The sequence below is a fragment of the Massilia atriviolacea genome (assembly GCF_003953935.1).
Lineage (GTDB): Bacteria > Pseudomonadota > Gammaproteobacteria > Burkholderiales > Burkholderiaceae_D > Telluria_A > Telluria_A atriviolacea.
Genome location: NZ_RXLQ01000008.1, coordinates 176,914 through 200,665, shown reverse-complemented (window position 1 = coordinate 200,665; position 23,752 = coordinate 176,914). Strand labels below are relative to the sequence as shown.

Genomic DNA, 23,752 nt, shown 5'->3' with positions numbered 1-23,752 from the left:
CGTCTAGGATACACCCATCGCCCCGCCTTTGAAAGCCTGCCATGTACTTGCCCTCCCTTGCCGAACTCGATGCCGCCGCCGCGCTGGTGTACCGCGCCATGCCGCCCACGCCGCAATACAGCTGGCCGCTGCTGGACGAGGCGCTCGGCGCCGATGCCTGGGTCAAGCACGAAAACCACACCCCGCTCGGCACCTTCAAGACGCGCGGCGCGCTGGTGTACCTCGATGCGCTGGCCAGGCGCGCGCCCGAGGTGCGCGGCATCATCTCGCCGACGCGCGGCAACCACGGCCAGGCGATCGCCTTCGCCGGCGCGCGCCACGGCCTGCAGGTCACGGTGGTGGTCCCGCGCGCGAACAGCGTGGAAAAGAACGCCTGCATGCGCGGCCTGGGCGCGCGCGTGATCGAGCATGGCGCCGACTTCCAGGAAAGCCGCGAGCATGCGCTGGCCTTGATGCGCGACGAAGGACTGCACCTGGTGCCCTCGTATCACCAGGACCTGGTGGCCGGCGTGGCCAGCGGCTGGCTCGAACTGTTCCGCGCCCAGCCCGGGCTGGACCTGGTGCTGGTGCCGATCGGCCAGGGTTCCGGCATCTGCGGCGCGATTGCGGCGCGCCATGCGCTGGGCGTGAAGACGCGGATTATCGGCGTGGTGTCGAGCCATGCGCCGGCCTACCAGCTCTCGTTCCGGGCCGGACGCAGCATCGAGGCGGCGGTGTCGACCGTGGTGGCCGACGGGCTGGCGTGCCGCGTGCCCGATCCGGCCTCGCTGGCGGCGGTGCTCGAATGCGCCGACGACGTGCTGGCCGTGAGCGACGACGAAGTGGCGCGCGCCATGCGCCTGTACTACCGCTGCACCCACAACCTGGCCGAAGGCGCGGGCGCGGCGGCGCTGGCGGCGGCCATGCAGATCCGCGACAGCGCGCTGATTCGCGGCAGGAAGATCGGCCTGCCGCTGACCGGCGGCAATGTCGACGCAGAATTGTTCCGTCACATCCTGCAGGGGCCATGCGCATGACATCGACATTAATCGCTACGGCGCGTCCGGCCATGTCCGACGAGAGCGCCGGGATGCTGCTGGGGCTGGCCGGAGTGGCCCTGTTCAGTTTGACGCTACCGTTCACGCGGATGGCGGTGGCCGGGCTGGAGCCGGTGTTTGTCGCGCTGGGGCGGGCCCTGGTGGCGGCCTTGCTGGCCGGGATCTGGCTGCTGTGGAAGCGCGCGCCGCTGCCGCCCAGGTCGGCGCTATGGCCGCTGGCGATGGTGTCGCTGGGCTGCGTGATCGGCTTTCCATGGCTGACCTCGATTGCCTTGCGCAGCTTGCCGGCATCGCACGGCGCGGTCCTGGTCGGCATCCTGCCGCTGGCCACGGCGCTCGCCTCCGCGCTGCGCGGCAACGAAAGGCCCTCGCCCGGCTTCTGGCTGACCGCGCTGGCGGGCTCCGGCATCGTGATCGGCTTCGCTCTGCGCCAGAGCGGCGGCAGCTTCCACCAGGCCGACCTGCTGATGTTCGGGGCGGTGGCGGCGGCGGCGGTGGGCTACGCCGAGGGAGGCAAGTTATCGCAGAGCATGGGCGGGCAACAGGTGATCAGCTGGGCGCTGCTGCTCTCGGTGCCGCTGGTATTGCCGCTGGTGCTGTGGCTGGCATGGCCGCAGCTGGACCGGATGGCCGAGGCGGGGGTGCGGGCATGGATCGGCTTCGGGTACGTATCGGTATTTTCGATGTTCATCGGTTTTTTCTTCTGGTACCGGGGCATGGCGCGCGGCGGCATTGCCCGGGTGGGGCAAGTGCAACTGCTGCAACCGTTCCTGACCCTGGCGGGCGCCTGGGTGCTGCTGGGCGAACCGCTGGAGATGGCCAACATCGGCTTCGCGCTGGCCGTGATCGCCGTCGTCGCGGCAGGGCGCCGCATGCAAATCAAGCGCTAACGTTCCCTCACCGGGGTCAGAGCTTTAACTTGCAACATCTAACCGGGGTCAGAGCTTTAACTTGCAACGTTTTGCTTCAGAGCATGAGCTTTGCGGTATTTTTCACGCCAAAATGAATGAAAATGGCAGCAAAACACTCATAACGTTGGCAAGGTCAAATTTTCTGCGCCGATTGACGAGAAAAGTGGCGAATCAGGCGTCAGGCCACGTGGTACAAGGAAACGTTTCTAATTAAAGCTCTGACCCCGGTTGTAGGAGTTTCGATTCCGGTGGGCAGCCGGTCGTGCCCGACGTACAATACTGCCTTGATCTTTCCGCCCCTTTCTATTCGCTTCGAGGAATCGCCATGACCGTCTACGACAAACTGAAATCGCTTGATATCACCCTCAGCCCGCCCGCCGCCCCCGTCGCCGCGTATGTGATGTACGTCCAGACCGGCAACCTGGTGTTTATTTCCGGACACATCGCGAAGAACGCCGATGGCTCCGTCAACGCCGGCCAGCTCGGCAAGGAAATCAGCACCGAGCAGGGCGTCGCCGCCGCGCGCGCCATTGCGATCGATCTGATGGGCACGCTCCAGGAAGCCTGCGGCGGCGACCTCGGCAAGGTCAAGCGCATCGTCAAGCTGATGAGCCTGGTCAACTCGACCCCAGGCTTCACCGACCAGCACATCGTCACCAACGGCGCCTCGGAGCTGTTCGGCGAGGTGTTCGGCGATGCCGGCAAGCATGCGCGCTCGGCTTTCGGCGTGGCCCAGAATCCGCGCGGCGCCTGCGTCGAAATCGAAATGATCGTCGAAGTCGCTTAAAACGCATCCCGGACGCCGCTTATCCGGCGGCGTCTTTCCAGCCGCTTACCCAGCGTGCTCTATAATCGGCCCGGTGCGAACCGCGCCGCCTTGACTGTGAGACCAGTATGAAAATCGAAAATCCAAACCCCATCGAGTGGCGTTTTTCCGAGCGCGCCAGCCAGCTTCAGAGTTCCTTCATCCGCGAAATCCTGAAGATCACCCAGCGTCCGGAGATCATCTCCTTCGCCGGCGGCCTGCCCTCGCCCGCCACCTTCCCGGTCGAACACATGAAGGCGGCTTTCGACAAGGTCCTGTCCGATAACGGCAAGGTGGCGCTGCAGTACGGCCCGACCGACGGCTACCCGCTGCTGCGCGAGTGGATCGCCAATTCGCTGTCGACCGCCACCTGCAAGATCCTGCCGGAACAGGTCCTGATGACGTCCGGCTCGCAGCAGGCGCTCGACCTGCTGGGCAAGGTGCTGATCGATGAAGGCAGCCGCGTCCTGGTCGAAACCCCGAGCTACCTGGGCGCGCTGCAGGCGTTCTCGGTCTACCGTCCCGAATTCAAGTCGGTCGCCACAGACGAGCATGGCCTGGTGCCGTCCTCGATCGCCGCCGTGGCCGACGGCGCGCGCCTGCTGTACGCGCTGCCGAACTTCCAGAACCCGACCGGCCGCAGCCTGTCCATCGAACGCCGCCAGGAACTGGTCGAAACCTGCGCCCGCCTCGGCCTGCCGCTGATCGAGGACGATCCGTACGGCGCGCTGAGCTACAAGGGCGAGCCCTTCCCGAAGATGCTGAACATGAATCCGGACGGCGTCATCTACATGGGCTCGTTCTCGAAGGTGCTCACGCCCGGCATCCGCCTCGGCTATGTGGTCGCGCCGCTGCCGCTGGTGCGCCGCCTGGAACTGGCCAAGCAGGCCGCCGACCTGCACACCGCGCAGCTGACCCAGATGGTGGTCTACGAAGTGGTCAAGGATGGCTTCCTGGAGCAGCACATCCCGACCATCCGCGCGCTGTACGCCAACCAGTGCCAGGTGATGCTCGATGCCATCGCCGAGCAGTTCCCGGCCGGCGTCACCTGGACCAAGCCCGAAGGCGGCATGTTCATCTGGGTCACCCTGCCCAAGCAGATCGACGCCATGAAGCTGCTCGACCAGGCCATCGCGGCCAAGGTGGCCTTCGTGCCGGGTGCGCCGTTCTACGCCAACGAGCCGGAAACGAATACCCTGCGCCTGTCCTTCGTGACCGTGCCGCCGGAGCGTATCCGTGAAGGCGTGGCCATCCTCGGCAAGCTGATCGCCGCGCAGATGTAAGCCTCGCCCCGGCAAGCGAGCGCCGTCCCCCGGACAAGCGGCGGACGGCGTTTTGCATTGCATGCGGCCTGCCGATGGCGGGGCGCGCCTTCTCGCCGCACCTGCGCCGCGCCATGCGGGCCACGCGCAATCAGAACCGCTTCAGGGCGGCGGCGTACTCGCCGCGCGAGGTTTCCACCAGCACGCGCTCGCCCTCCAGGCGAACCGCGTCGACCGTCGCCTCCCGCCCCGGCGCGCACACCGATGGCGGGCACGTGGCCACGCCATCGAACATGGCGAGCGGCCTGAGAGTCCGCCTGTCGAGGACATGCACCACCGCGCGCAGCCGGCCATTGCCGGGCAGCGTGGGGCCGCCCGCCAGCGCGACATAGTTCGCCGAACACAAGCCCGCCATGCGCTCCATCGATCCGGCCAGGATCACCTCGCGCCCGTCCAGCGAGCGCAGGTTGCGGATGCGGTGGCCCTCGACAATCCCGATCGGGCAGCGCTCGCGCGCGACTTCGGCATGCGCCAGCGCCACACCGGCCTTGAAGCGGGGCGGCTGTCCCATGGCGCGCAGCAGCGCCTCGCCGTAGTCCGAGCGCAGCCCGCCATGCAGCGCGCGCCCGGCGACCGGGCAAAAACTGCGGCTGCGCCCTGCGGCCACGCTCTTGACGGGCTGCTCGTACAGCAGCCGCCGCGGCTGGCCTTGCAGCAAGCGGATCACGGCGCCGTCGCCAGTCGCCTTGACCTGCAACAGCAGCGCGCCCGGTTGCGCGGCCTGCCTGACCTTGAGGTCGCCTTCCGCGCCGGGATAGGCGCGCCATGCCGCCCCATCGGCATGCGCTTCGGTGAAGCCGCCCGGGAGATCGAGCGACGGCCCCCTGGGCGGCGCGTGCAGCAGCTGCGCGTCGACGTCGAGCACCACCGCCTCGCCGCCGGGCGTTGTCGACGGCGCGGGCCAGGTCAGCGCGACGGAGCACAGCTCGTTGCTGGTGTAGATCATGCCGGGTGCGAGCAGCATGCGCCGGTCCTCGATGCCGGCGGCGCGCCACTGATGCGCATGCAGCGCCGACGCCGCCATACCGCTCGACAGCATGAGCAAACCCAGCGCAAGCGCGCCCCGTGCACCGATGATCCTGCGCCTGGCCGCCGCCGCCCCGGCCAGCAGCGCGAGCGACCACAGCCACATGAAGGCGCCCCATCCCCAGCTGGCGACCGCCCCGCTGCGCCCTCCGGATTTGTCCAGCATGCCGCTAAACAGGGGCAGGCTTGCCGCAAACGCCAGCATGAGCACGACGGACAGGCGCGGCGTCTTGCCCAGGCACAGGCGCCAGGCGGCGTACACGAAGAAGAGATTGGCATACGCCGCCCATCCGTGCACGAACCAGCCGAACAAGATCCCGAACAGCAGGACCGCGCCGCCCAATGGCGGGGGTATGCTGTCGCCGCTGGCGAAGGCCGGCAGGAACAGGGAAATCGACCACGCGAACAGCGCGCCGATCAGGAGGAAAACATCCACCGGACGCAGTTCCATGGATGGGCTTGCTTGAATCATCGTCGCGTGCGCCAAAAAATGCCCATCGGAAGGTTTCCGCTCGCGGGCGGCGCCATTATACGAGGCGTGTGCGGAGCCTCCCACCCGCGAGGCATAAAGCCACAGAATCGTCCCGAAAGACACAATCCCGGTGATAACAGGAATACAATGAGCTGACAACAGCGCGCTCTGATAGGTGTGGAGCCAAGGCTGGACTCACTCGTGGATGCGCCATGAATATTCAGCAACGCAACAACGTGAATTTTTACGGAAGCGGTTCCTCCACCCTGGTCTTCGGGCACGGTTTCGGCTGCGACCAGAGCATGTGGCGCAAGCTGGTGCCGGCCTTTTCCGGGCACTACAAGATCGTGCTCTACGACCTGGTCGGCAGCGGCAAGTCGGACCTGTCGGCCTACAACGAATTCGACTACGCCACCCTGCACCGCCATGCCGAAGACCTGCTCGCCATCCTGCACGAATATGCCAACGAGCCGGCGGTGTTCATCGGCCATTCCGTCAGCGCCACCATCGGCATGCTGGCGGCGATCCGCGAGCCGGCCATGTTCGCCGGCCAGGTGATGATCGGCCCCTCGCCGTGCTACATCAACGATGGCGATTACATCGGCGGCTTCAACCGCGAGGATATCGACACCCTGCTGCGCCTCATGCACGACAATTATCTGAAGTGGGCCGCCAACATGGCGCCGCTGATCATGGGCGCGCCCGACCAGCCCGAGCTGCAGGAGGAACTGACCGCCAGCTTTTGCCGCAACGATCCCGCAATCGCCAGGCACTTCGCGCGCGTCACCTTCCTTTCCGACCACCGCGCCGACGTGCCGCGCTCGCACACGCCCACCCTGATCCTGCAAAGCAGCGACGACATGATCGCTCCGCGCGAAGTGGGCGAATACATGCGCCGCCACCTGCCGGTCAGCTGGCTCGCCTTCATCGACAATATCGGCCATTGTCCGCACATGAGCGCGGCGAGCGAGAGCACGGAACTGATCCGCACTTTCATCACGCGTTTGCTCAAGTAGGCAGGCTGGCCGATAATGGCGGCACCGGCGGCGCAGTCCGCGCCCCCAGCTAACTGCGAGACCAGCTTGAGCGACCAATTCAGCCAGAACGACATCGATGCCGTCTACCGCGCCATCGCCGCGCGCCGCGACGTGCGCCATTTTGTGCCGGGCGCGATCGATGAAGCGCTGTTCGCAAGGCTGATCGCGGCGGCGCACCAGGCGCCCAGCGTGGGGATGATGCAGCCGTGGCGCTTCATCCGCATCCGCAGCGACGCCGTGCGCGAGGCCATCGTCAGGCTGGTCGACGAGGAACGGCTGGCCACGGCCGAGGCGCTGGGCGAGCGCGGGACGGCGTTCATGCGGCTCAAGGTCGAGGGTATCCGCGAGTGCGGCGAGCTGCTGGTGGCGGCGCTGATGGACCGCCGCGAGGAGTACGTGTTCGGCCGCCGCACCCTGCCCGAGATGGACCTGGCCTCGGTGGCCTGCGCGCTGCAGAACATGTGGCTGGCATCGCGCGCGGAAGGACTGGGAATGGGCTGGGTGTCGCTGTTCGATCCCGACAAGCTGGCCGCGCTGCTGTCGATTCCGGCCGGCGGCAAGCCGGTGGCGGTGGTCTGCATCGGCCATGTGGCGCAGTTCTACCCCATGCCGATGCTGGAGATGGAGGGCTGGGAGACGCGCAGGAAGCTCGACGACATGCTGTTCGTCGATGGCTGGGACAATTCGCACCCGCCTCTCCTCAAGGCTGCTTCGGATACCCCGTAATCTCCGCGATCTGCGCATACATCGGCTGCAGCCGCCCGTACATCTTGCGGTACACCTGCCTGTACAGGCGGTCGTACATCGCGCGGTTCGCCTCGACCGGCTCGAACACCCGCCCGATGCGCGTCATCCCGGCGATGGCCGCCGCAAAGTCCGGATACAGGCCGAGCCCCACCGCCGCCGCGATCGCCGCGCCCAGCCCCGAGGTTTCGTACACGTGCGGGCGCGCGGTCGGCAGCCCGAAAATATCGGCCGTCAGCTGCATCGCCGCGTCGCTCTGCGAACCGCCGCCGGACACGCGCAACTCGGTGATCGGCACGCCGCTGCGCTTTTCGGTGCGCTCCTTCCCTTCGCGCAGCGCGTACGCCAGCCCTTCCAGGATCGCGCGGTACACATGCGCGCGCGTGTGCACGTCGCCGAAGCCGATGATCGCGCCCTTCGCCTCCGGCCCCGGCACGCGGATGCCCGGGCTCCAGTAAGGCTGCAGCATCAAGCCCATGGCGCCGGGCGGCACCGCGTTCACCAGTTCGTCGAACAGCTGCTCGGGCGCCACGTCTTCTTCCAGCGCCCGCGCGCGTTCGTGGTGGCCGAACTGCTCCTTGAACCAGTTCACCATCCAGTAGCCGCGAAAGATCTGCACTTCGGTGCTGTAGGTGTCGGGAATGGCGGCCGGATAGGGCGGGATGAAGGGCGTCACCTCGACATAGCGGCGGCTGGTGGTGTTGATGGTGGCCGTGGTGCCGTAACTGAGGCAGCCGATATGCGGCGCCTGGCAGCCCGCGCCGATCACTTCGCAGGCCTTGTCGGCGGCCGCCGCCAGCAGCGGCGTGCCGGCCGGGATGCCGGTCAGCGCGGCCACCGCGGCGTCGATGCGGCCGATCGGCGTGCCCGGGGCCACCAGTTCGGGCAGCATCTGCGGCGTGATCGCGAGCGCCTGCCACTTCCAGTCGCGCGCCCCGGCCCAGCGCTGGCGCTTGTAGTCGAACGGCAGGTACGCCACCTGCGAGCCGGTCGAATCGACGTAGCGCCCGCACAGGCGGTAGTTCAGGTAGCCGGACAGGAGCAGCACCTTGTGCGTGCGCTGCCACAGGTCCGGCTGGTGCGCCTTGATCCAGTTGACCTCCGCCTCGCCGCGAAAATAGTCGATCGTGCCCTTCACCCGCGCCAGCCGGAAGGCCAGGTTCCACCACATGCCGACCTTGGGCGCCACGTCGGTGCGGCGCTGGTCCAGCCAGGTGATGGCGGGACGCAGCGGCACGCCGTCGGCGCCCACGTTGATCACCGTGCCGCGCTGGGTGGTGACGGCCACGCCCTGCACCCGCGCCTTGTCGGCGCCCGGCTGCTCCCATAGCCGCTGGCAGGCGCGGCACAGCGACTGCCAGTAGTCTTCGGGGTCGTGTTCGGCCCAGCCGGGATGGTCGGAGAAGTAGCTCTCGAAATGCACCTGCGATCTGGCGACGATATTGCCCTGCAGGTCGAACAGGATCGCGCGCACGCTCTGGGTGCCGTTGTCGATGGCGAGAATAGTGTTGCCGCTCATGGCTGCCTGCCCGGAAGGCCGTAGTGTGCCTGCCATAATGCCAGATACGCCGCTTCGCTCGCGTCCCAGCGCGCGTCGTCCCATTCCAGCTCGTGCTGGCAGATCGCGCGGATGCGCGCCATGTGCCGCACGCCCCCGCCGCGCAGCTGCAAGCCGAGGCGGGTGCGGCGCAGCAGCAGGTCTTCCAGGTGCTGCACCGCTTCCGTGCGCGCGGCCCAGCGCAGTTCGGCCCACAGCGATTCGGTGCCGGGGATGGTTTCCAGCTCGCCCGGGCGGGCGGCGTCGATCAATGCCTGCGCGTGGGCGCCGTAACGGCCGCGCAGACGGCGCAGCGGCGCCGCCCGCAGCGGGGCGACCAGCGCCGGCGCGGGGGCGAACACGGCGCATGGCGCCAGCGCGTCGCGCCAGCCGGGCAGCGCCGGCATGGCGTGCCGCAGCGCGTCGAGGGCAATCACGCGGAAGGTGGTCAGCTTGCCGCCGGTGACGCTCAGCAGTCCGTTTTCCAGCCAGACTGCGTGGTCGCGCGAGGCCTTGGACGGGTCGCCGGCGCCGCTGTCGATCACCGGGCGCACCCCGGCGTAGGTGGCAATCACGTCGGCCTCGCTCAAGGCCAGTGCCGGGAACTGCGCATGCAGCGCCGCCATCAGGTAGTCGCATTCGGCGCGGGTGATGGCCGCTTCGCCGGACAGGCCGTCGCCATGATCGACGTCGGTGGTGCCGACCAGGGTCACGCCTTCCCACGGAAAGGCGAACACCGGGCGGCCGTCGGCCGGATGCATCAGGCTGACCGCCTGCGCCAGCGGCAGGCGCCAGGCCGGCAGCACCAGGTGGCTGCCGCGCAGCGGGCGCAGTCGGGGCGCGCCGCCGGCCTGCGCGCGCAGGCCGTCGGCCCAGGCGCCGGTGGCGTTGACGACCACGCGCGCGCGCACTTCATGGGTGGCGCCGTCGCGCCCGTCCTGCAGCACTGCGCCGTCGACGCCCGCGCCGCTGCGCAGCAGTTCGCGCGCCGCCATGTAGTTGAGCGCCACGCCGCCGTGGGCCTGGGCTTCCTGCAGCACGCGCAGCACCAGGCGCGCGTCGTCGGTCTTGGCGTCGGTGTAGAGCATGCCGCCCTGCAGTCCGGCGCGCGCCGCGTTCGGAGTCATCATCGCGAATTCGCCATCGCCGACGTAGTGGCGTTCGCGCTTGCCGGCCATGAAGTCGTAGATCGCAAGGCCCAGCAAGAAGGTCTTGCGGCCCGGCTTGCGGCCCACGTAGTCGCCGAAGGCGAAGCTTTGCGGTTCCACCAGTCCGGCCGCTCCGGCCAGCAGCGCATCGCGCTCGCGCACCGATTCGCGTGTCAGGCCGAAGCGGCCTTCTTTCAGGTAGCGCAGGCCGCCGTGCACCAGCTTCGACGAACGGCTCGACGTGCCCCAGGCAAAATCGCGCTGCTCCACCAGCAGCGCCTTGAGCCCGCGGCGCGAGGCCTCCAGCAGGATGCCGGCGCCGGTGATGCCGCCGCCGACGATCAACAGGTCCCATTCGCGCGCCAGCAGCAGCGGGAGCGTGTCTTCCCCGCCGCTTTGCCGTGCGCTACGCCAGTGGGCGCTCACGGCGACACCAGTTTGCCGGGATTCATGCGCCCGTCCGGGTCGAAGTGGCGGAACAGCGTGCGCATGGCGCCCATGCCCAGCAAGCCCTTTTCGGATGCGAGGTAAGGCGCATGGTCGGCGCCCACGCCGTGCTGGTGGCTGATGGTGCCGCCGTTGACAATGATCGCTTCCGACACCGCACCCTTCAAACGGCGCCAGCGCCGCAGGTCTTCATCGTAGCTGCCCGAGAGCCGGTACACGAAGGTGGCATACACGCTGGCGCCCTGCTCGTACAGGTGCGACAGGTGGGTGTAGGCGTGCACCCGTTCGCCGCACGAGGCCATGGCCTGGGTCGCCGCTTCTTCCAGCGCATGCATCATGGGCGTCACGCCCGGCCAGTCGACCGCCGTTTCGACCGTGTCGATGGCGTAGCCCTGCTGCCAGGCGGCGTTGCGCAGGTAGACGTTGCGGAAGCGGTTCTGCTTCCATTTGTCGCCCATGGTGCGGCCCACGTGCACGCCGCCGCCGGCGCGCGCGATCGCCAGCGCCGCGCGCAGCGCATGCCTGGCATTGGCCGCGCTGCCGCTGGCGCCGATCATCAGCATGCATTTGCCGTCGGCGCAGCCGCGCCAGCGCAGCCAGGTTTCCAGCGCGCCGATCAGGCGCTTGTGGCCGGCCAGGGTCAGCATGGTCAGCGTTTCCAGGGGGTTGGACAGGCGCAGCATCGACAGCGGCAGCCTGGCCTGCGCCAGTTCGCGCGTGGCGGCGGCCGCCGCGTCCCAGTCCGGGAAGAACACGGCGTGGAAGGCTTCGTACTGCGGCAGGCGGCTGATGCGCACCGTCGCTTCGGTGAGGATGCCGAGGCGCCCCTCGGAGCCGAGCACCATTTCGCGCAGGTCGGTCCCGGCCGCCGACGCCGGAAAGGTCGGCAGCTCGAAGGTGCCGGCCGGCGCCTCCACCCGCCCGCCGGCGAACAGCTGTTCGATGCGGCCGTAGCGCAGCGATTGCTGGCCGGAGGAACGCGTGACCACCCAGCCGCCCAGGGTCGAATACTCGAACGATTGCGGAAAGTGGCCGAGCGTGTAGCCGAAGGCGCGCAGCTGCGCTTCCAGGTCCGGTCCCAGCACCCCGGCCCCGAAGGTGGCCAGCTGCGCCTCTTTATCCAGGTCGATCAGGGCGCGCATGCGCGTCATGTTGATGGTCAGGACCGGCTTCGGCCCCGCCTCCACCCCGACATGGCCGGCCACGCTGGTGCCGCCGCCGTAGGGAATGACGATGGCGCCGCACTGCGCCGCGAGGTCGAGCAGGTCGCGCACTTCTTCCCCGCTTTCGGGGTAGGCCACGCCGTCCGGGGCGGTGTCGATCTTCCCGTAGCGCAGGCGCAGCCAGTCGGGCAGGCTCTGGCCGAGCGCATTGGCCAGGCGCGCGGCGGCCGAGGTGTCGATCAGCGGATGCGGCGGCAGGCGGCTGGCGCCGATGCGCGCGCAGGCGTCGGCATGGCTGGTGTCGGCGCCGGCCGTTCCCGGGCCGAGGCGCTCGCCCAGAAATGCCAGCGCGTCGTCGTTCAGCGCAAATTCAATGGCATCGTCGCCCCAACCGTTCCACCGTTTCATCGTTTTTTCCCGTTATACTTGTCCATTCACTCACGGCCGCCAGCGTATGCGAAGGCGGGCTTCACGTATTGCGCTTTCATGACAACCGCTTTGTTCAAACATGCCAGGGGCTTTGCCAGGAGTTCCACCAGTGCTGCGGCCTGACGCGCGCCGCGTCACCGGGTCCTATCTGCAGCCCCTGCTCGAAGCGGCGCAGGCGCGCGGCGTGGCGCCAGGCGCCCTGGCCGATGCGGCCGGCCTGCCCGCCGGCGCGCTCGAGCGCCTGCCCGACTCGCTCGGTGCGGCCGATTACGTGCGCCTGCTGGCGGCCGGCGCCGAGCTGGCGGACGACCCGCATTTCGGCCTGCATGTGGGGGAACGGGTCAGGCTGGGCACCTACAGCGTGTATGGATTGATCTTGCTGTCCTGCCGCGACTTCGGCCAGGCCTTCCAGCAGACCTTGCGCTACGAGCAGCTGGCGCACGACCTGGGACGCTCGGTGCTGCACCTGGACGGCGCGCAGGCGCAGTACGAATGGGTCTCCAACTACCCCGACGGCAGCCGCCACCTGGTCGAAAGCGTGTTTGCCGGCATCCGCACCTTCACCACCTGGCTGGCCGGGACCGCGCTGCCCTTGCCGCACCTGGGCTTTACCCACGCGCAGCAGGCCGACGGCGCCGAGTACGCACGCGTGTTCGGGGCGCTGCCGCGCTTCGGGGAGCCGGTCAACGCGGCAGGTTTCGACGCCCAGCTGCTCGGCTGGCCGGTGCCGAATGCCGACGTGGGCCTGTACCCGGTGCTGCAGCAGCACGCCGAGCGGCTCCTGCGCGAACGCAGCCGGGATGACGATGGCGTGGTGGCGCGCGTGCATGCGGCCATCATCCGCAACCTGGCGCACGACCGGGTGCGGCTGGCCACGATTGCGGAGGAACTGGCGCTCTCGCCGCGCACCCTGCAGCGCAAACTGAGCGAAGCCGGGGCCAGCTTCCAGCAGGTGCTGGACCAGGCGCGCTACGCCCTGGCCATGGATTACCTGCGCCAGGGCAGCCTGTCGCTGGTCGATATCGCGTTTTTGCTGGGCTACCAGGAGCAAAGCGCCTTCTCCCACGCGTTCAAGGAATGGTCCGGGGTAAATCCCGGAGCGTGGCGCGATAGCAGCCATTTGCGCCTATAATACGACGCTGTTCCGATCTACGCTAACCCTGCGCTTCCTGCGCCAAAACCTGGCAACGCCGTGAATCCACATCTCGACAAACTGCACCCCTACCCTTTTGAAAAACTGCGCCAGTTGTTCGCGGGCGTGACCCCGAACCCGGAGTACGCCGCGATCAGCCTGGGGATCGGCGAGCCGAAGCACCCGACGCCGGCCTTCATCCAGAAGGCGCTGGCGCACGGTGTGGCGGGACTGGCCAATTACCCGAGCACCGCCGGCACCGACGCCCTGCGCGGCGCCATCGCCGGCTGGCTGGAACGGCGCTACGGCGTGCCGGCCCTGAACCCGGCCACCCAGGTGCTGCCGGTGAACGGCTCGCGCGAGGCCCTGTTCGGGATCGCCCACTGCGTCATCGACGCGTCCCGGCCGGCGCCGCTGATCGTCTGCCCCAACCCGTTCTACCAGATCTACGAAGGCGCGGCCTACCTGGCCGGGGCCGAGCCCTACTTCGTGAACTCGGAACCGGGCCGCAATTTCGGCTGCGACTACGCCAGCGTGCCAGCCGATATCTGGCCGCGCGTGCAGCTGCTGTACCTGTGCACCCCGGGCAATCCGACCGGCGCCACCCTGTCGCTGGAGGACTGGAAGCAGTTGTTCGCGCTGTCCGACCGGTATGGCTTCGTGATCGCGGCCGACGAATGCTATTCCGAGATTTACCATACCAGTGCGGCTCCTTTGGGCGCGCTGGAAGCGGCGCACCAGCTGGGACGCAGCGGCGGCGAGACGCCCTACGCCAGGCTGATCGTGTTTTCCAGCCTGTCCAAGCGCTCCAACGTGCCGGGCATGCGCTCCGGCTTCGTGGCGGGCGACCCGGCCGTGATCAGGAAATTCCTCCTGTACCGCACCTACTGCGGCGGCGCCATGGCGCCGCCGGTGCAGGCGGCGTCGATCGCTGCCTGGGGCGACGAAACCCACGTGCAGGAAAACCGCGTCAAGTACCGCGAAAAATTCGCCCTCGTCACCCCGCTGCTCAAGGAAGTGATGGACGTCGAACTGCCCGACGCCGGCTTTTACCTGTGGGCCGACGTGCGCCGCAGCGGCCTGTCGGACACCGAATTCGCGCGCCGTCTTTACGCGGAATATAATGTGACGGTCCTGCCGGGCAGCTACCTGGCGCGCGACGCGCACGGGATCAACCCGGGCAGCGGCCGCATTCGCATGGCGCTGGTGGCCGAAGTCGACGAAGGCGTCGAGGCGGCCCAGCGCATCGTCCAGTTTTGCAAGTCATTGAAGTCGCTTTGAAATCCGCCACACCACTTACTAAAAATACGATCATGACCCAACAACTCCAAAACATCATCGACACCGCCTGGGAACAGCGCGCCGAGATCAATCCATCCAACGGCACGGCCGAACTGCGCGAGGCAGTGGCCCACGTGATCGCTGGCCTGGACGACGGCAGCATGCGCGTGGCGCAAAAAACCGGTGCCGACTGGGTCGTCAACCAGTGGATCAAGAAAGCGGTGCTGCTTTCCTTCCGCCTGGAGAACAACAGCGTCATGCCGTCCGACGGCACCATGCAGTTCTACGACAAGGTGCCGACCAAGTTCGCGAACTACACGGCCGACGACTTTGCGCGCGGCGGTTTCCGCGTGGTGCCGCCGGCCGTCGCGCGGCGCGGCAGCTTCATCGCCAAAAACGTGGTGCTGATGCCGTCCTACGTCAACATCGGCGCGTATGTCGATGAAGGCGCCATGGTCGACACCTGGGCCACGGTCGGTTCGTGCGCGCAGATCGGCAAGAACGTGCACCTGTCCGGCGGCGTGGGCATCGGCGGCGTGCTCGAACCGATGCAGGCCAATCCGACCATCATCGAAGACAACTGCTTCATCGGCGCCCGTTCCGAGATCGTCGAAGGCGTCATCGTCGAGGAAAACTCGGTCATCTCGATGGGCGTGTACATCGGCCAGTCGACCAAGATCTACGACCGCGCCACCGGCGAAGTCACGTACGGCCGCGTGCCGGCCGGCTCCGTGGTGGTGTCGGGCAACCTGCCGTCGCCGGACGGCAGCTACAGCCTGTACTGCGCCGTCATCGTCAAGCGTGTGGACGCCCAGACACGTTCCAAAACAGGTATCAACGAATTGCTTCGCGGTATCTGATACAGTCAAAGTCCAAACCAGGAGAAAAAAAATGGCAATGGACCGCTTGTTCCATCTGATGAAAGAAAAAAACGCGTCGGACATGTTCTTCGCGGTCAATTCTCCCGTCCATATCAAAATCAACGGCAACCTGATTCCCATCAACCAGCAAAAGCTGGAGCCGGAAAACATTTCCGCCCTGCTCTCGGAAATCTGCACCCAGGAGCAGATGGACGAACTGGCCCGTGAAAACGAGCTGAACATGGGTATTTCGGTCGCCAACCTGGGCCGTTTCCGCCTGTCGGCCTTCCGCCAGCGCGGTACGATCTCGGCCGTGTTCCGTTTCGTGCCGGCCGTCATCCCGGCCCTGGAAGACCTCGGCCTGCCGCACGTGCTGGCCGACCTGATCATGGAAAAGCGCGGCCTGCTGCTGCTGGTCGGCGCGACCGGTTCGGGCAAGTCGACCACCATCGCCTCGATGCTGGATCACCGCAACGAGTTGCGCGCGGGACACATCCTGACCCTGGAAGACCCGATCGAGTATTTGTTCAAGAACAAGAAATCGATCGTCAACCAGCGCGAAATCGGCAGCGACGCCAACAGTTTCTATATCGCCCTGCGCAATTCGATGCGCCAGGCGCCCGATTGCATCCTGATCGGCGAGATTCGCGACAAGGAAACCATGGCGGCGGCCCTGGCCTACGCCCAGTCCGGTCACCTGGTGCTGGCGACCTTGCACGCAAACAACTCGTACAACGCGCTGAACCGCATCATCAGTTTCTATCCGATCGAAAACCGCCCGGCGCTGCTGCAGGATCTGTCGTCGGCGGTCAAGGCCATCGTGTCGCAGCGCCTGGTGCGTTCGGCGGCCGGCGGCACCCGCCAGGCGGCGGTGGAAATCATGGTCAACACGCGCTATATCGCCGACCTGATCGACAATGGCGAAATCGGCCAGATCAAGGAAGCGATGGAAAACAGCCTGTCGCCGGGTTCGCAAACCTTCGAATCGGCCTTGTACGAGCTGGTCAAGAGCGGCCTGATCACGCAGGAAGAAGGCCTGGCCAATGCCGACTCGGCCACCAACCTGTTGTGGCTTCTTAACAACGGTCCTGACGTGCGCGCCGCCGGCGTGCCCGAGGCGCCGAAACCGGTCGAGGAACCGTCGTCCTCGTCCTTCACCGAGTTTACGCTCAACAGCTGATCCGGGCCTGGCACACGACGCCGCGACGCCATGTCGCGGCTTTTTTTGCCTGCGCCTGCCTCCGCGCTCGATCGCGCCCGCACTGCGTTCTCGCGCACAGCGCTCATCGTTGCCTGACCGCACATCATCGGGAAACCAGCCTGGTTCGGACATGTCGTTGCCATCGCGCAAGTGAATGCTACAAACAGAATCCCCCATCGCGCGGCTGCTGATGCCGCGCAGATGCGTTCAATGGTAATCGATCCGCCGCGCTGTGCTTGCCTGATACAAAACATTTATTTCGCATAAGAATGCAAACGTAGTCCTGTGACCACGTTTGCGCTGGCGCCGGCGCCGCGCGGCGCCCTCCCCTGCCATCGCCCCGCTGGCCGCAGCGCGCCTGTGGTATCCTCCCGGGTTCCCCAGAATACTCAGGCCGCCACGCCCGCATGCCGGGCGCGGCTGGCCGCGCTCCTGATCGACCATGAAAAAAACCCTGTACGGCATTCCCAACTGCGACACCGTCAAAAAAGCCCGCACCTGGCTGGCTGAGCACGAGCAGGCATTCGACTTCCACGACTTCAAGAAGCAGGGACTCGAACGCGCCACCGTGGCCGCCTGGCTTGAAGAGCTGGACTGGGAAGTGCTGGTCAACCGCAAGGGCACGACCTGGCGCAAGCTGCCCGACGAACGGCGCGCGGCCATCGTCGACAAGGCCAGCGCGCTCGCGCTGATGCTGGAGCAGCCGTCCGTCATCAAACGCCCTGTGCTGGCCGGCGCCGGCAAGCTGTCGGTCGGCTTTTCGGACGCGCAGTACCGCCAGATCTTCTCTCTCCAAGAAATCCAATGACCTTTTCCCGTACCCTCGCGCTGACCGAAAAACTGATCGCGCTTTCCTCGATCACGCCCGACGACAAAGGCTGCCAGCGGCACCTGATCGACCTGCTCTCGCCGCTCGGCTTCGTGTGCGAGACCATCGAATCGAACGGCGTGACCAATCTGTGGGCGCGCAAGGGCAGCGCCTCGCCGGTGTTCGTGTTCGCCGGCCATACCGACGTGGTGCCGACCGGCCCCGTCGAACAGTGGCAGTCGCAGCCCTTCATTCCGACCCGGCGCGACGGCAAGCTGTATGGACGCGGCGCGGCCGACATGAAGACCTCGATCGCGGCCATGGTCGTCGCCTGCGAAGAATTCATCGCCCAACACCCGGACCACGCCGGCTCGATCGCCTTCCTGATCACCAGCGACGAGGAAGGCCCGGCCACCGACGGCACCGTGGTGGTCTGCCGCCTGCTGGAAGAACGCGGCGAGAAGATCGATTACTGCCTGGTGGGCGAGCCGACATCGGCCGCCACCCTGGGCGACATGATCAAGAACGGCCGGCGCGGTTCGCTGTCGGGCAAATTGACGATCCACGGCATCCAGGGCCACATCGCCTACCCGCAGCTGGCGCGCAACCCGATCCACCAGAGCGCCCCGGCGCTGGCCGAACTGGCCGCCGAACAGTGGGACGCGGGCAACGAATACTATCTGCCGACCTCCTGGCAGATGTCGAACATCCACGCCGGCACGGGCGCCAACAATGTGATCCCGGGCGCCGTGACGATCGACTTCAACTTCCGTTTTTCGACGGCCAGCACGTTTGAAGACCTGAAGGCGCGCGTGCATGCGATCCTCGACAGGCACGGCCTCGAATACGACCTGGCCTGGACCCTGTCCGGCCTGCCCTTCCTGACCCCGCGCGGCACGCTGTCCGACGCGCTATCGCACGCCATCCTGGCCGAGACCGGGGTGCGGACCGAATTATCGACCACCGGCGGGACCTCGGACGGCCGCTTCATCGCCCGCATCTGCCCGCAGGTGATAGAATTCGGCCCTCCGAATGCCAGCATCCACAAGATCGACGAGCACATCGACGTGCGCTTCATCGATCCGCTCAAGAACATCTATCGCCGCACGCTCGACAAGCTGCTGGCGCCTGCGCCGCACAACACCTGACCCGAGAACAGCCATGACCACTACCCTGTTTACAGCGACATTTACCACGCCGCGCGACCTGCTGCGCTATGCGATCACCCGTTTCAACGGCGCCAGGCTGTTTTTCGGCCACGGCAGCGCCGAAGCGCTGGACGAAGCGGCCTACCTGATCCTGCACACCCTCAAGCTCCCGCTCGACAAGCTCGATCCCTTCCTCGACGCCCGCCTGCTGCCTGAGGAAGTGCTGCAGGTCCTCGGCGTGATCGAACGGCGCGTGAGCGAACGCGTGCCGGCCGCCTACATCACCAACGAAGCGTGGCTGGGCACCTACGCCTTCTACGTCGACGAGCGCGTGATCGTGCCGCGTTCCTTCATCCACGAACTGATCCCGCACCAGTTCAGCCCCTGGGTGGAAGACCCGTACGCGGTCGAAAACATCCTCGAACTGTGCACCGGGTCGGGCTGCCTGGCGATCATGATGGCCGACGCCTTCCCCGACAGCGTGGTCGACGCGGTCGACATCTCGGCCGATGCGCTGGCCGTCGCCGAACGGAATATCCGCGAATACAAGCTCGAAGGCCGGGTCAATCCGATCGCCTCGGACCTGTACCAGAACGTCCCGTTCAAGAAATACGACCTGATCGTCTCCAACCCGCCGTACGTCAATTCGGCCTCGATGGCATCGCTGCCGCCGGAGTACCTGCGCGAGCCGCAGATTGCGCTCGACGGCGGCGCCGACGGCATGGACCTGGTGCGCAAGATCGTCGCCGGCGCGGCCGAACGCCTGACGCCGAACGGCATCCTGATGGTCGAAATCGGCAACGAGCGCGAGTACGCGGAAGCGGCCTTCGGCCATCTGGGCCTGACCTGGGTGACCACCAGCGCCGGCGACGACATGGTGTTCCTGCTCACGGCAGAACAGTTGCAAGCACAGTAATCCCCACCCATTACAAAAAGTAGAACATGATCCGTTTCCTGAACGTTAGCCTGATGCGCGGCACCAAGCCGCTGCTCGATGGCGTCGACCTTACCCTCAACCCGGGCGATAAAATCGGCCTGATCGGCGCCAATGGCGCCGGCAAATCGAGTTTGTTCGGCATGCTGCGCGGCGAGCTGCACCCGGACCAGGGCGAGATCGATTTCCCCGCTAAATGGCGCATGGCTTACGTGGCCCAGGAAACGCCGCCGCTGGAACGCGCGGCGCTCGATTATGCGATCGACGGCGACGTCCACCTGCGCAAGCTCGAAGCCGAACTGGCGCGCCTGGAATCGGAACCGGAATCGACCGAGAACGGCATCGCCATCGGCGAGATCTACAGCGCGCTGGCCGACGCCGACGCCTACACGGTGCAGTCGCGCGGCGAACAGCTGCTGCTGGGCCTGGGCTTTTCGCTGTCGCAGATGCAGCAGCCGATCGCCAGCTTCTCGGGCGGCTGGCGCATGCGCCTGAACCTGGCGCAGGCGCTGATGTGCCCTTCCGACCTGCTGCTGCTCGACGAACCGACCAACCACCTGGACCTGGACGCGATCATCTGGCTGGAAGACTGGCTCAAACGCTACGCCGGCACCCTGATCATCATTTCGCACGATCGCGACTTCCTCGACGAAATCGTCAACGTCATCGTGCACATCGACGAGCGCAAGCTGAAACGCTACTCGGGCAACTACTCCGGCTTCGAGCGCCAGCGCGCGGCCCAGATGATCCTGGCCGCCGGCGCGCTCGCCAAGCAGCAGCGCCAGCGCGCCCACCTCGAATCGTTCGTCAACCGCTTCAAGGCGCAGGCCTCGAAAGCGCGCCAGGCCCAGAGCCGCATGAAAGCGCTCGAAAAAATGGAAGAACTGGCGCCGCTGCGCGCCGCCGCCGAATTCTCGTTCGAATTCCGCGAGCCGCTGGCCGCTCCGAATCCGCTGCTGGTGATGGAAGACGTGAACGCCGGCTACCACCTGCTCGACGAACATGGCGACAAGGTGGGCGACAAGACCATCGTCTCGGGCATCAAGTTCTCGCTGCAGATCGGCCAGCGCATCGGCCTTCTTGGCGTGAACGGCGCCGGCAAGTCGACCCTGATCAAGACCATCGCCGGCGAACTGACGCCGCTGACGGGCGAGGCCACGCTCGGCAAGGGCCTGTCGATCGGCTACTTCGCCCAGCACCAGGTGGAGATGCTGCGCCACGACGAGTCGCCCCTGTGGCACCTGGCGAAAATCGCGCCGACGGTGCGCGAGCAGGAGCTGCGCAACTTCCTGGGCGGCTTCAACTTCCCGGGCAATATGGTGACCAGCCCGATCCGCCCGTTCTCGGGCGGCGAAAAGGCGCGCCTGGCCCTGGCGCTGATCGTCTGGCAGCGCCCGAACCTGCTGCTGCTCGATGAACCGACCAATCACCTGGACCTGGAAACGCGCGAAGCGCTGACCATGGCGCTGGCGCAGTTCGAAGGCACGCTGGTGGTGGTATCGCACGATCGCCATCTGCTGCGCGCCACCACCGACCAGTTCATCATCGTCGCCGACGGCAAGCTGCAGCCCTTCGACGGCGACCTGGACGACTACAAGGACTGGCTGTTCCAGACCAAGCTTGGCAAGGGCACCACCGTGCTGCCGGCGGCGGGCAAGGACAACAAGACCGCCTTCCCGGTGGCGTCGGCGGTGGCGCCGCCAAGCGCGCCGGTGGTCGACAAGAAGGACCAGAAGCGCCAGGACGCCGAGCAGCGCCAGCGCACCGCCGCATTGCGCAAACCGATCGAAGGCAAGATCAAGCGCCTGGAAGAGCAGATCGCCAAGCGCAACGAGCAAAAGGCGGAGGTCGATGGAAAGCTGGGCGAAGCGAGCATCTACGAGGCGGCCAACAAGGCCAGGCTGAAGACGCTGCTGGCGGACCAGTCGTTCTACAAGAAGGACCTGGCGCAGCTGGAAGCGGAGTGGCTGGAATTGCAGGAGCAGCTGGAAGGGCTGGCGGTTTGATGCTCGCCGCAGCCGGCACGCGCCCCTGATACCGTCGCACCGGGAACCGCCGCACCAGGGACCACCGCACCAGGAACCGTCGCCCCCGCGCAGGCGGGGGGCGACAGCGCATTGTCACGCAGCCTTCTGCGCCCCCGCCGCCGTCTCGCGCCGGATCGACATCAGCTTGTCGATATCGACCAGGATCAGGCGCCGCCCGCCGGTCTGGCCAAGTCCCATCAGGTAGTCGCAGCCGCTGTCGCGGGTCATGCCCGGAATCGGCGTGATCTGGTCCGCGTACATGTGCACCACGTCGGTCACCCCGTCGACCACCATGCCCATCACGCAGCTCGACAATTGCAGGATGATCACGTCGGTCATCGGGCCGGGCGAGGCGGCCCGCTCGTTGAACGCCACCCGCATGTCCACCAGCGGCATGATCACCCCGCGCGACACCGCCACGCCCTTGACGATCGCCCCTTCCGAAGCGAACCGCTCCAGCGACTGGAAGGTGCGCAGTTCCTTGACCTTGCGGCAGTCGACCCCGTATTCCATGCCCCCCAGTTGAAAACTCAGGAACTCCATCTTGCCGATGGCGGCAGACTGCGTTGAAATCGTGTGCATGGTGGTCCTTTCGTCTCTGCGGGGCTGCGGCAAGGTCGCGAAACCCCATCGTAGTGCGCGTGTGCAAGGGTCTCGTTGAGCGCGATCAAGGTTTCAGCGACCCTGGACGCGCTTGCAATGCAACGGGAAGTCTTTACAATGAGGCGGCAATATTCCAGGGCGATAAGTTTGCAAACTTGAAGGATGGACAATGTATCAATGGGTGAAGCGACTTTTTTCGGCGCCCGAGGCGCCCGGCGCAACGCAGGCCAGCCAGCCGCCGGCCGCGCCAGCGAGCGCCGCGCCAGCGAGCGCCGCGCCATCGAGCGCCGCGCCATCCAGTGCCATGCCGCCCGCAAACGCGGCGCAGCTGTCGTTCGAACAGCGCGACGGCGTCAACGGCACCTATTTCAACTGGCTGTTCGACAATGCCGACGTCACCGGCCTCGATACCACGCCGCACGAAAACCAGGTGCTCGACGCACTGACGGCGATCCTGGCATCGCAGCAGTCCGGCGCGGCGCTGGTGCGGCGCCTTCCCGGCCTGCTGCCGCAGCTGCTGCAAAGCCTGCGCAGCGATAACTTCTCGGGCGCGCAGCTCTCGCGCACGATTTCCAACGACGTGGTGCTGGTCGCTGCCGTGATCCGCATGGCCAATACCTCGTTCAAGGGCAGCGGCACCACCATCACCAGCGTCGAACACGCGGTCATGCTGATCGGCCAGGAGGGCTTGCGCCACCTGATCACCAGCGTCGCCTTCCGCCCCATCATCGACCTCAATTCGGGCCAGTACACGCGCCTGCTGGCGCCGCGCATCTGGGACCAGTCCGAGCGCTGCGCGGTGGCCAACCGCATGCTGGCCGAGGCCATGGGCATCGATCCCTTCGAAGCGTTTCTGGCGGGGCTGGTGCAGAACGTGGGGCTGATCGTCACCCTGCGCATCATGGACCAGATGAGCAAGGGCGAAAAGGAACTGGGCTCGGAGATGTTCTGCGCGCGCCTGGTGCGCGACGCCCGCATCCTCACCTGCAGCATCGGGCGCGAATGGAACTTCCCCGAGAGCGTGGTCACGGCCATCGGCGAGCAGGCCGGCATGCGCAAGGGCGTGCCGGTGTCGCCGCTGGGACAGCTGCTGACGCAGTCCGATTACCTGAGCAAGGTGCGCATCCTGGTCGACAACGCGCGCCTGGGGCAGGACGATCCGGTGCTGTTCAAGGGCTTGTCGGCGCAGGCCATGGCCTGCTACCGCACGCTCGACGCCATCGAAGACGATGTGCCGGCGGCGCCCGCAGCGCCGGCGCCGGCCCCGTGAGCGCGACCGTCGATCCGGGCGAGGTGACGTTTTCCGCCATCCGCGCCCAGGGGCCGGGCGGGCAGAATGTGAACAAGGTCTCGTGCGCGGTGCACCTGCGCTTCGATGTCGGCGCGTCCTCGCTGCCGGAGGCGATCAAGGAGCGGCTGCTGGCCCTGTCGGACCAGCGCATCAACCAGGCCGGCGTGGTGGTGCTCAAGGCGCAGCAGTCGCGCAGCCTGGAACAGAACAAGGAAGACGCCCTGCGCCGCCTGCAGGAGCTGGTCGACAGCGTGGCGGTGCTGCCCACGGTGCGGCGCGCAACCAGGCCGACCAGGAGTTCGCAGCGGCGCCGGCTCGATTCGAAGACAAGGAGCGGGCAGACCAAGGCCATGCGCGGCCGGGTCAGCGAGTAAGCTGCGGCGCGCTGC

Annotated in this window: 22 protein-coding genes; 16 read left to right on the top strand and 6 right to left on the bottom strand. The window is 66.8% G+C overall.

Annotated features, from left to right (window positions below; translation table 11 throughout):
* The first annotated feature begins 41 nt into the window (after window positions 1-41).
* The 4 genes from EJB06_RS16730 to EJB06_RS16715 all read left to right on the top strand — a co-directional run bounded on the left by EJB06_RS16730 (window position 42) and on the right by EJB06_RS16715 (window position 4,036).
* Window positions 42-1,016, top strand: a complete 975-nt coding sequence (locus EJB06_RS16730) for a threonine dehydratase (protein WP_126075169.1) — start codon at window positions 42-44, stop codon at window positions 1,014-1,016.
* Window positions 1,013-1,927, top strand: coding sequence for a DMT family transporter (locus tag EJB06_RS16725; RefSeq protein ID WP_229427126.1), 915 nt, complete (start codon window positions 1,013-1,015; stop codon window positions 1,925-1,927). Before EJB06_RS16730 ends, EJB06_RS16725 begins: the two co-directional genes overlap by 4 nt.
* Window positions 1,928-2,273: 346 nt before the next feature.
* Window positions 2,274-2,735 (top strand): RidA family protein, encoded by a 462-nt coding sequence (locus EJB06_RS16720; RefSeq protein WP_126075168.1) that lies wholly within the window; start codon window positions 2,274-2,276, stop codon window positions 2,733-2,735.
* Between the two features lie 107 nt (window positions 2,736-2,842).
* Window positions 2,843-4,036, top strand: a complete 1,194-nt coding sequence (locus EJB06_RS16715; protein WP_126075167.1) for an aminotransferase-like domain-containing protein — start codon at window positions 2,843-2,845, stop codon at window positions 4,034-4,036.
* Window positions 4,037-4,166: 130 nt separating this feature from the next.
* Here the strand turns inward: EJB06_RS16715 and EJB06_RS16710 are convergent, their stop codons facing one another.
* Window positions 4,167-5,552, bottom strand: coding sequence for a hypothetical protein (locus EJB06_RS16710; RefSeq protein ID WP_126075166.1), 1,386 nt, complete (start codon window positions 5,550-5,552; stop codon window positions 4,167-4,169).
* A 233-nt stretch (window positions 5,553-5,785) separates the two neighbouring features.
* Between EJB06_RS16710 and EJB06_RS16705 the strand changes: the two genes are divergently transcribed.
* Window positions 5,786-6,589 carry an alpha/beta fold hydrolase gene (locus EJB06_RS16705; RefSeq protein WP_126075165.1) on the top strand — a complete coding sequence of 268 codons (804 nt, stop codon included), beginning with the start codon at window positions 5,786-5,788 and terminating at the stop codon, window positions 6,587-6,589.
* A gap of 15 nt (window positions 6,590-6,604) precedes the next feature.
* Window positions 6,605-7,336 carry a 5,6-dimethylbenzimidazole synthase gene (bluB, locus tag EJB06_RS16700; protein WP_126075164.1) on the top strand — a complete coding sequence of 244 codons (732 nt, stop codon included), beginning with the start codon at window positions 6,605-6,607 and terminating at the stop codon, window positions 7,334-7,336.
* Here bluB and EJB06_RS16695 read toward each other — a convergent pair.
* Genes EJB06_RS16695 through EJB06_RS16685 form a run of 3 tightly spaced genes read right to left on the bottom strand, consistent with a single transcriptional unit; the run spans window position 7,311 to window position 12,057 of the window.
* Window positions 7,311-8,873 carry an FGGY-family carbohydrate kinase gene (locus EJB06_RS16695; RefSeq protein WP_126075163.1) on the bottom strand — a complete coding sequence of 521 codons (1,563 nt, stop codon included), beginning with the start codon at window positions 8,871-8,873 and terminating at the stop codon, window positions 7,311-7,313. The genes bluB and EJB06_RS16695 overlap by 26 nt on opposite strands.
* Entirely contained in the window at window positions 8,870-10,465 is a 1,596-nt protein-coding gene (locus tag EJB06_RS16690; RefSeq protein WP_126075162.1) for a glycerol-3-phosphate dehydrogenase/oxidase, read from the bottom strand. The genes EJB06_RS16695 and EJB06_RS16690 overlap by 4 nt, the downstream gene beginning before the upstream one ends.
* A complete protein-coding gene (locus tag EJB06_RS16685) occupies window positions 10,462-12,057 on the bottom strand; it encodes an FAD-binding oxidoreductase (RefSeq protein ID WP_126075161.1) in 1,596 nt (531 codons plus the stop codon). The genes EJB06_RS16690 and EJB06_RS16685 overlap by 4 nt, the downstream gene beginning before the upstream one ends.
* 100 nt (window positions 12,058-12,157) lie before the next feature.
* Here EJB06_RS16685 and EJB06_RS16680 point away from each other — a divergent pair, with 100 nt between their 5' ends.
* From EJB06_RS16680 to EJB06_RS16645, 8 genes are all read left to right on the top strand, one after another.
* On the top strand, window positions 12,158-13,210 hold the full coding sequence (locus tag EJB06_RS16680) for an AraC family transcriptional regulator (RefSeq protein ID WP_126075160.1): 1,053 nt from the start codon (window positions 12,158-12,160) through the stop codon (window positions 13,208-13,210).
* A 60-nt stretch (window positions 13,211-13,270) separates the two neighbouring features.
* Window positions 13,271-14,491 (top strand): succinyldiaminopimelate transaminase, encoded by a 1,221-nt coding sequence (gene dapC / locus EJB06_RS16675; protein WP_126075159.1) that lies wholly within the window; start codon window positions 13,271-13,273, stop codon window positions 14,489-14,491.
* 32 nt (window positions 14,492-14,523) lie between these two features.
* The gene (dapD, locus tag EJB06_RS16670) at window positions 14,524-15,351 is read left to right on the top strand and encodes a 2,3,4,5-tetrahydropyridine-2,6-dicarboxylate N-succinyltransferase (RefSeq protein WP_126075158.1); all 828 of its coding nucleotides are present in this window, start codon (window positions 14,524-14,526) and stop codon (window positions 15,349-15,351) included.
* Between the two features lie 31 nt (window positions 15,352-15,382).
* On the top strand, window positions 15,383-16,531 hold the full coding sequence (locus tag EJB06_RS16665) for a PilT/PilU family type 4a pilus ATPase (RefSeq protein WP_126075157.1): 1,149 nt from the start codon (window positions 15,383-15,385) through the stop codon (window positions 16,529-16,531).
* 463 nt (window positions 16,532-16,994) lie between these two features.
* The gene (locus EJB06_RS16660) at window positions 16,995-17,360 is read left to right on the top strand and encodes an ArsC family reductase (protein WP_126075156.1); all 366 of its coding nucleotides are present in this window, start codon (window positions 16,995-16,997) and stop codon (window positions 17,358-17,360) included.
* Window positions 17,357-18,508, top strand: a complete 1,152-nt coding sequence (gene dapE, locus EJB06_RS16655; RefSeq protein ID WP_126075155.1) for a succinyl-diaminopimelate desuccinylase — start codon at window positions 17,357-17,359, stop codon at window positions 18,506-18,508. The genes EJB06_RS16660 and dapE overlap by 4 nt, the downstream gene beginning before the upstream one ends.
* A gap of 13 nt (window positions 18,509-18,521) precedes the next feature.
* A complete protein-coding gene (prmB, locus tag EJB06_RS16650; RefSeq protein WP_198420849.1) occupies window positions 18,522-19,424 on the top strand; it encodes a 50S ribosomal protein L3 N(5)-glutamine methyltransferase in 903 nt (300 codons plus the stop codon).
* Window positions 19,425-19,450: 26 nt separating this feature from the next.
* Window positions 19,451-21,448: an ATP-binding cassette domain-containing protein gene (locus EJB06_RS16645; RefSeq protein WP_126075154.1), complete on the top strand. Its 1,998-nt coding sequence runs from the start codon at window positions 19,451-19,453 to the stop codon at window positions 21,446-21,448.
* Between the two features lie 114 nt (window positions 21,449-21,562).
* Here the strand turns inward: EJB06_RS16645 and EJB06_RS16635 are convergent, their stop codons facing one another.
* Window positions 21,563-22,051, bottom strand: a complete 489-nt coding sequence (locus EJB06_RS16635) for a chemotaxis protein CheW (RefSeq protein WP_126075153.1) — start codon at window positions 22,049-22,051, stop codon at window positions 21,563-21,565.
* A gap of 195 nt (window positions 22,052-22,246) precedes the next feature.
* On the bottom strand, window positions 22,247-22,378 hold the full coding sequence (locus EJB06_RS32895; RefSeq protein WP_267876905.1) for a hypothetical protein: 132 nt from the start codon (window positions 22,376-22,378) through the stop codon (window positions 22,247-22,249).
* Between EJB06_RS32895 and EJB06_RS16630 the strand changes: the two genes are divergently transcribed.
* Both EJB06_RS16630 and arfB read left to right on the top strand, forming a co-directional pair.
* Window positions 22,377-23,342: an HDOD domain-containing protein gene (locus tag EJB06_RS16630; RefSeq protein WP_229427123.1), complete on the top strand. Its 966-nt coding sequence runs from the start codon at window positions 22,377-22,379 to the stop codon at window positions 23,340-23,342. The two genes, EJB06_RS32895 and EJB06_RS16630, sit on opposite strands and share 2 nt — an antisense overlap.
* Window positions 23,339-23,737 carry an alternative ribosome rescue aminoacyl-tRNA hydrolase ArfB gene (gene arfB / locus EJB06_RS16625; protein ID WP_126075151.1) on the top strand — a complete coding sequence of 133 codons (399 nt, stop codon included), beginning with the start codon at window positions 23,339-23,341 and terminating at the stop codon, window positions 23,735-23,737. Before EJB06_RS16630 ends, arfB begins: the two co-directional genes overlap by 4 nt.
* The last annotated feature ends 15 nt before the right edge of the window (window positions 23,738-23,752 follow it).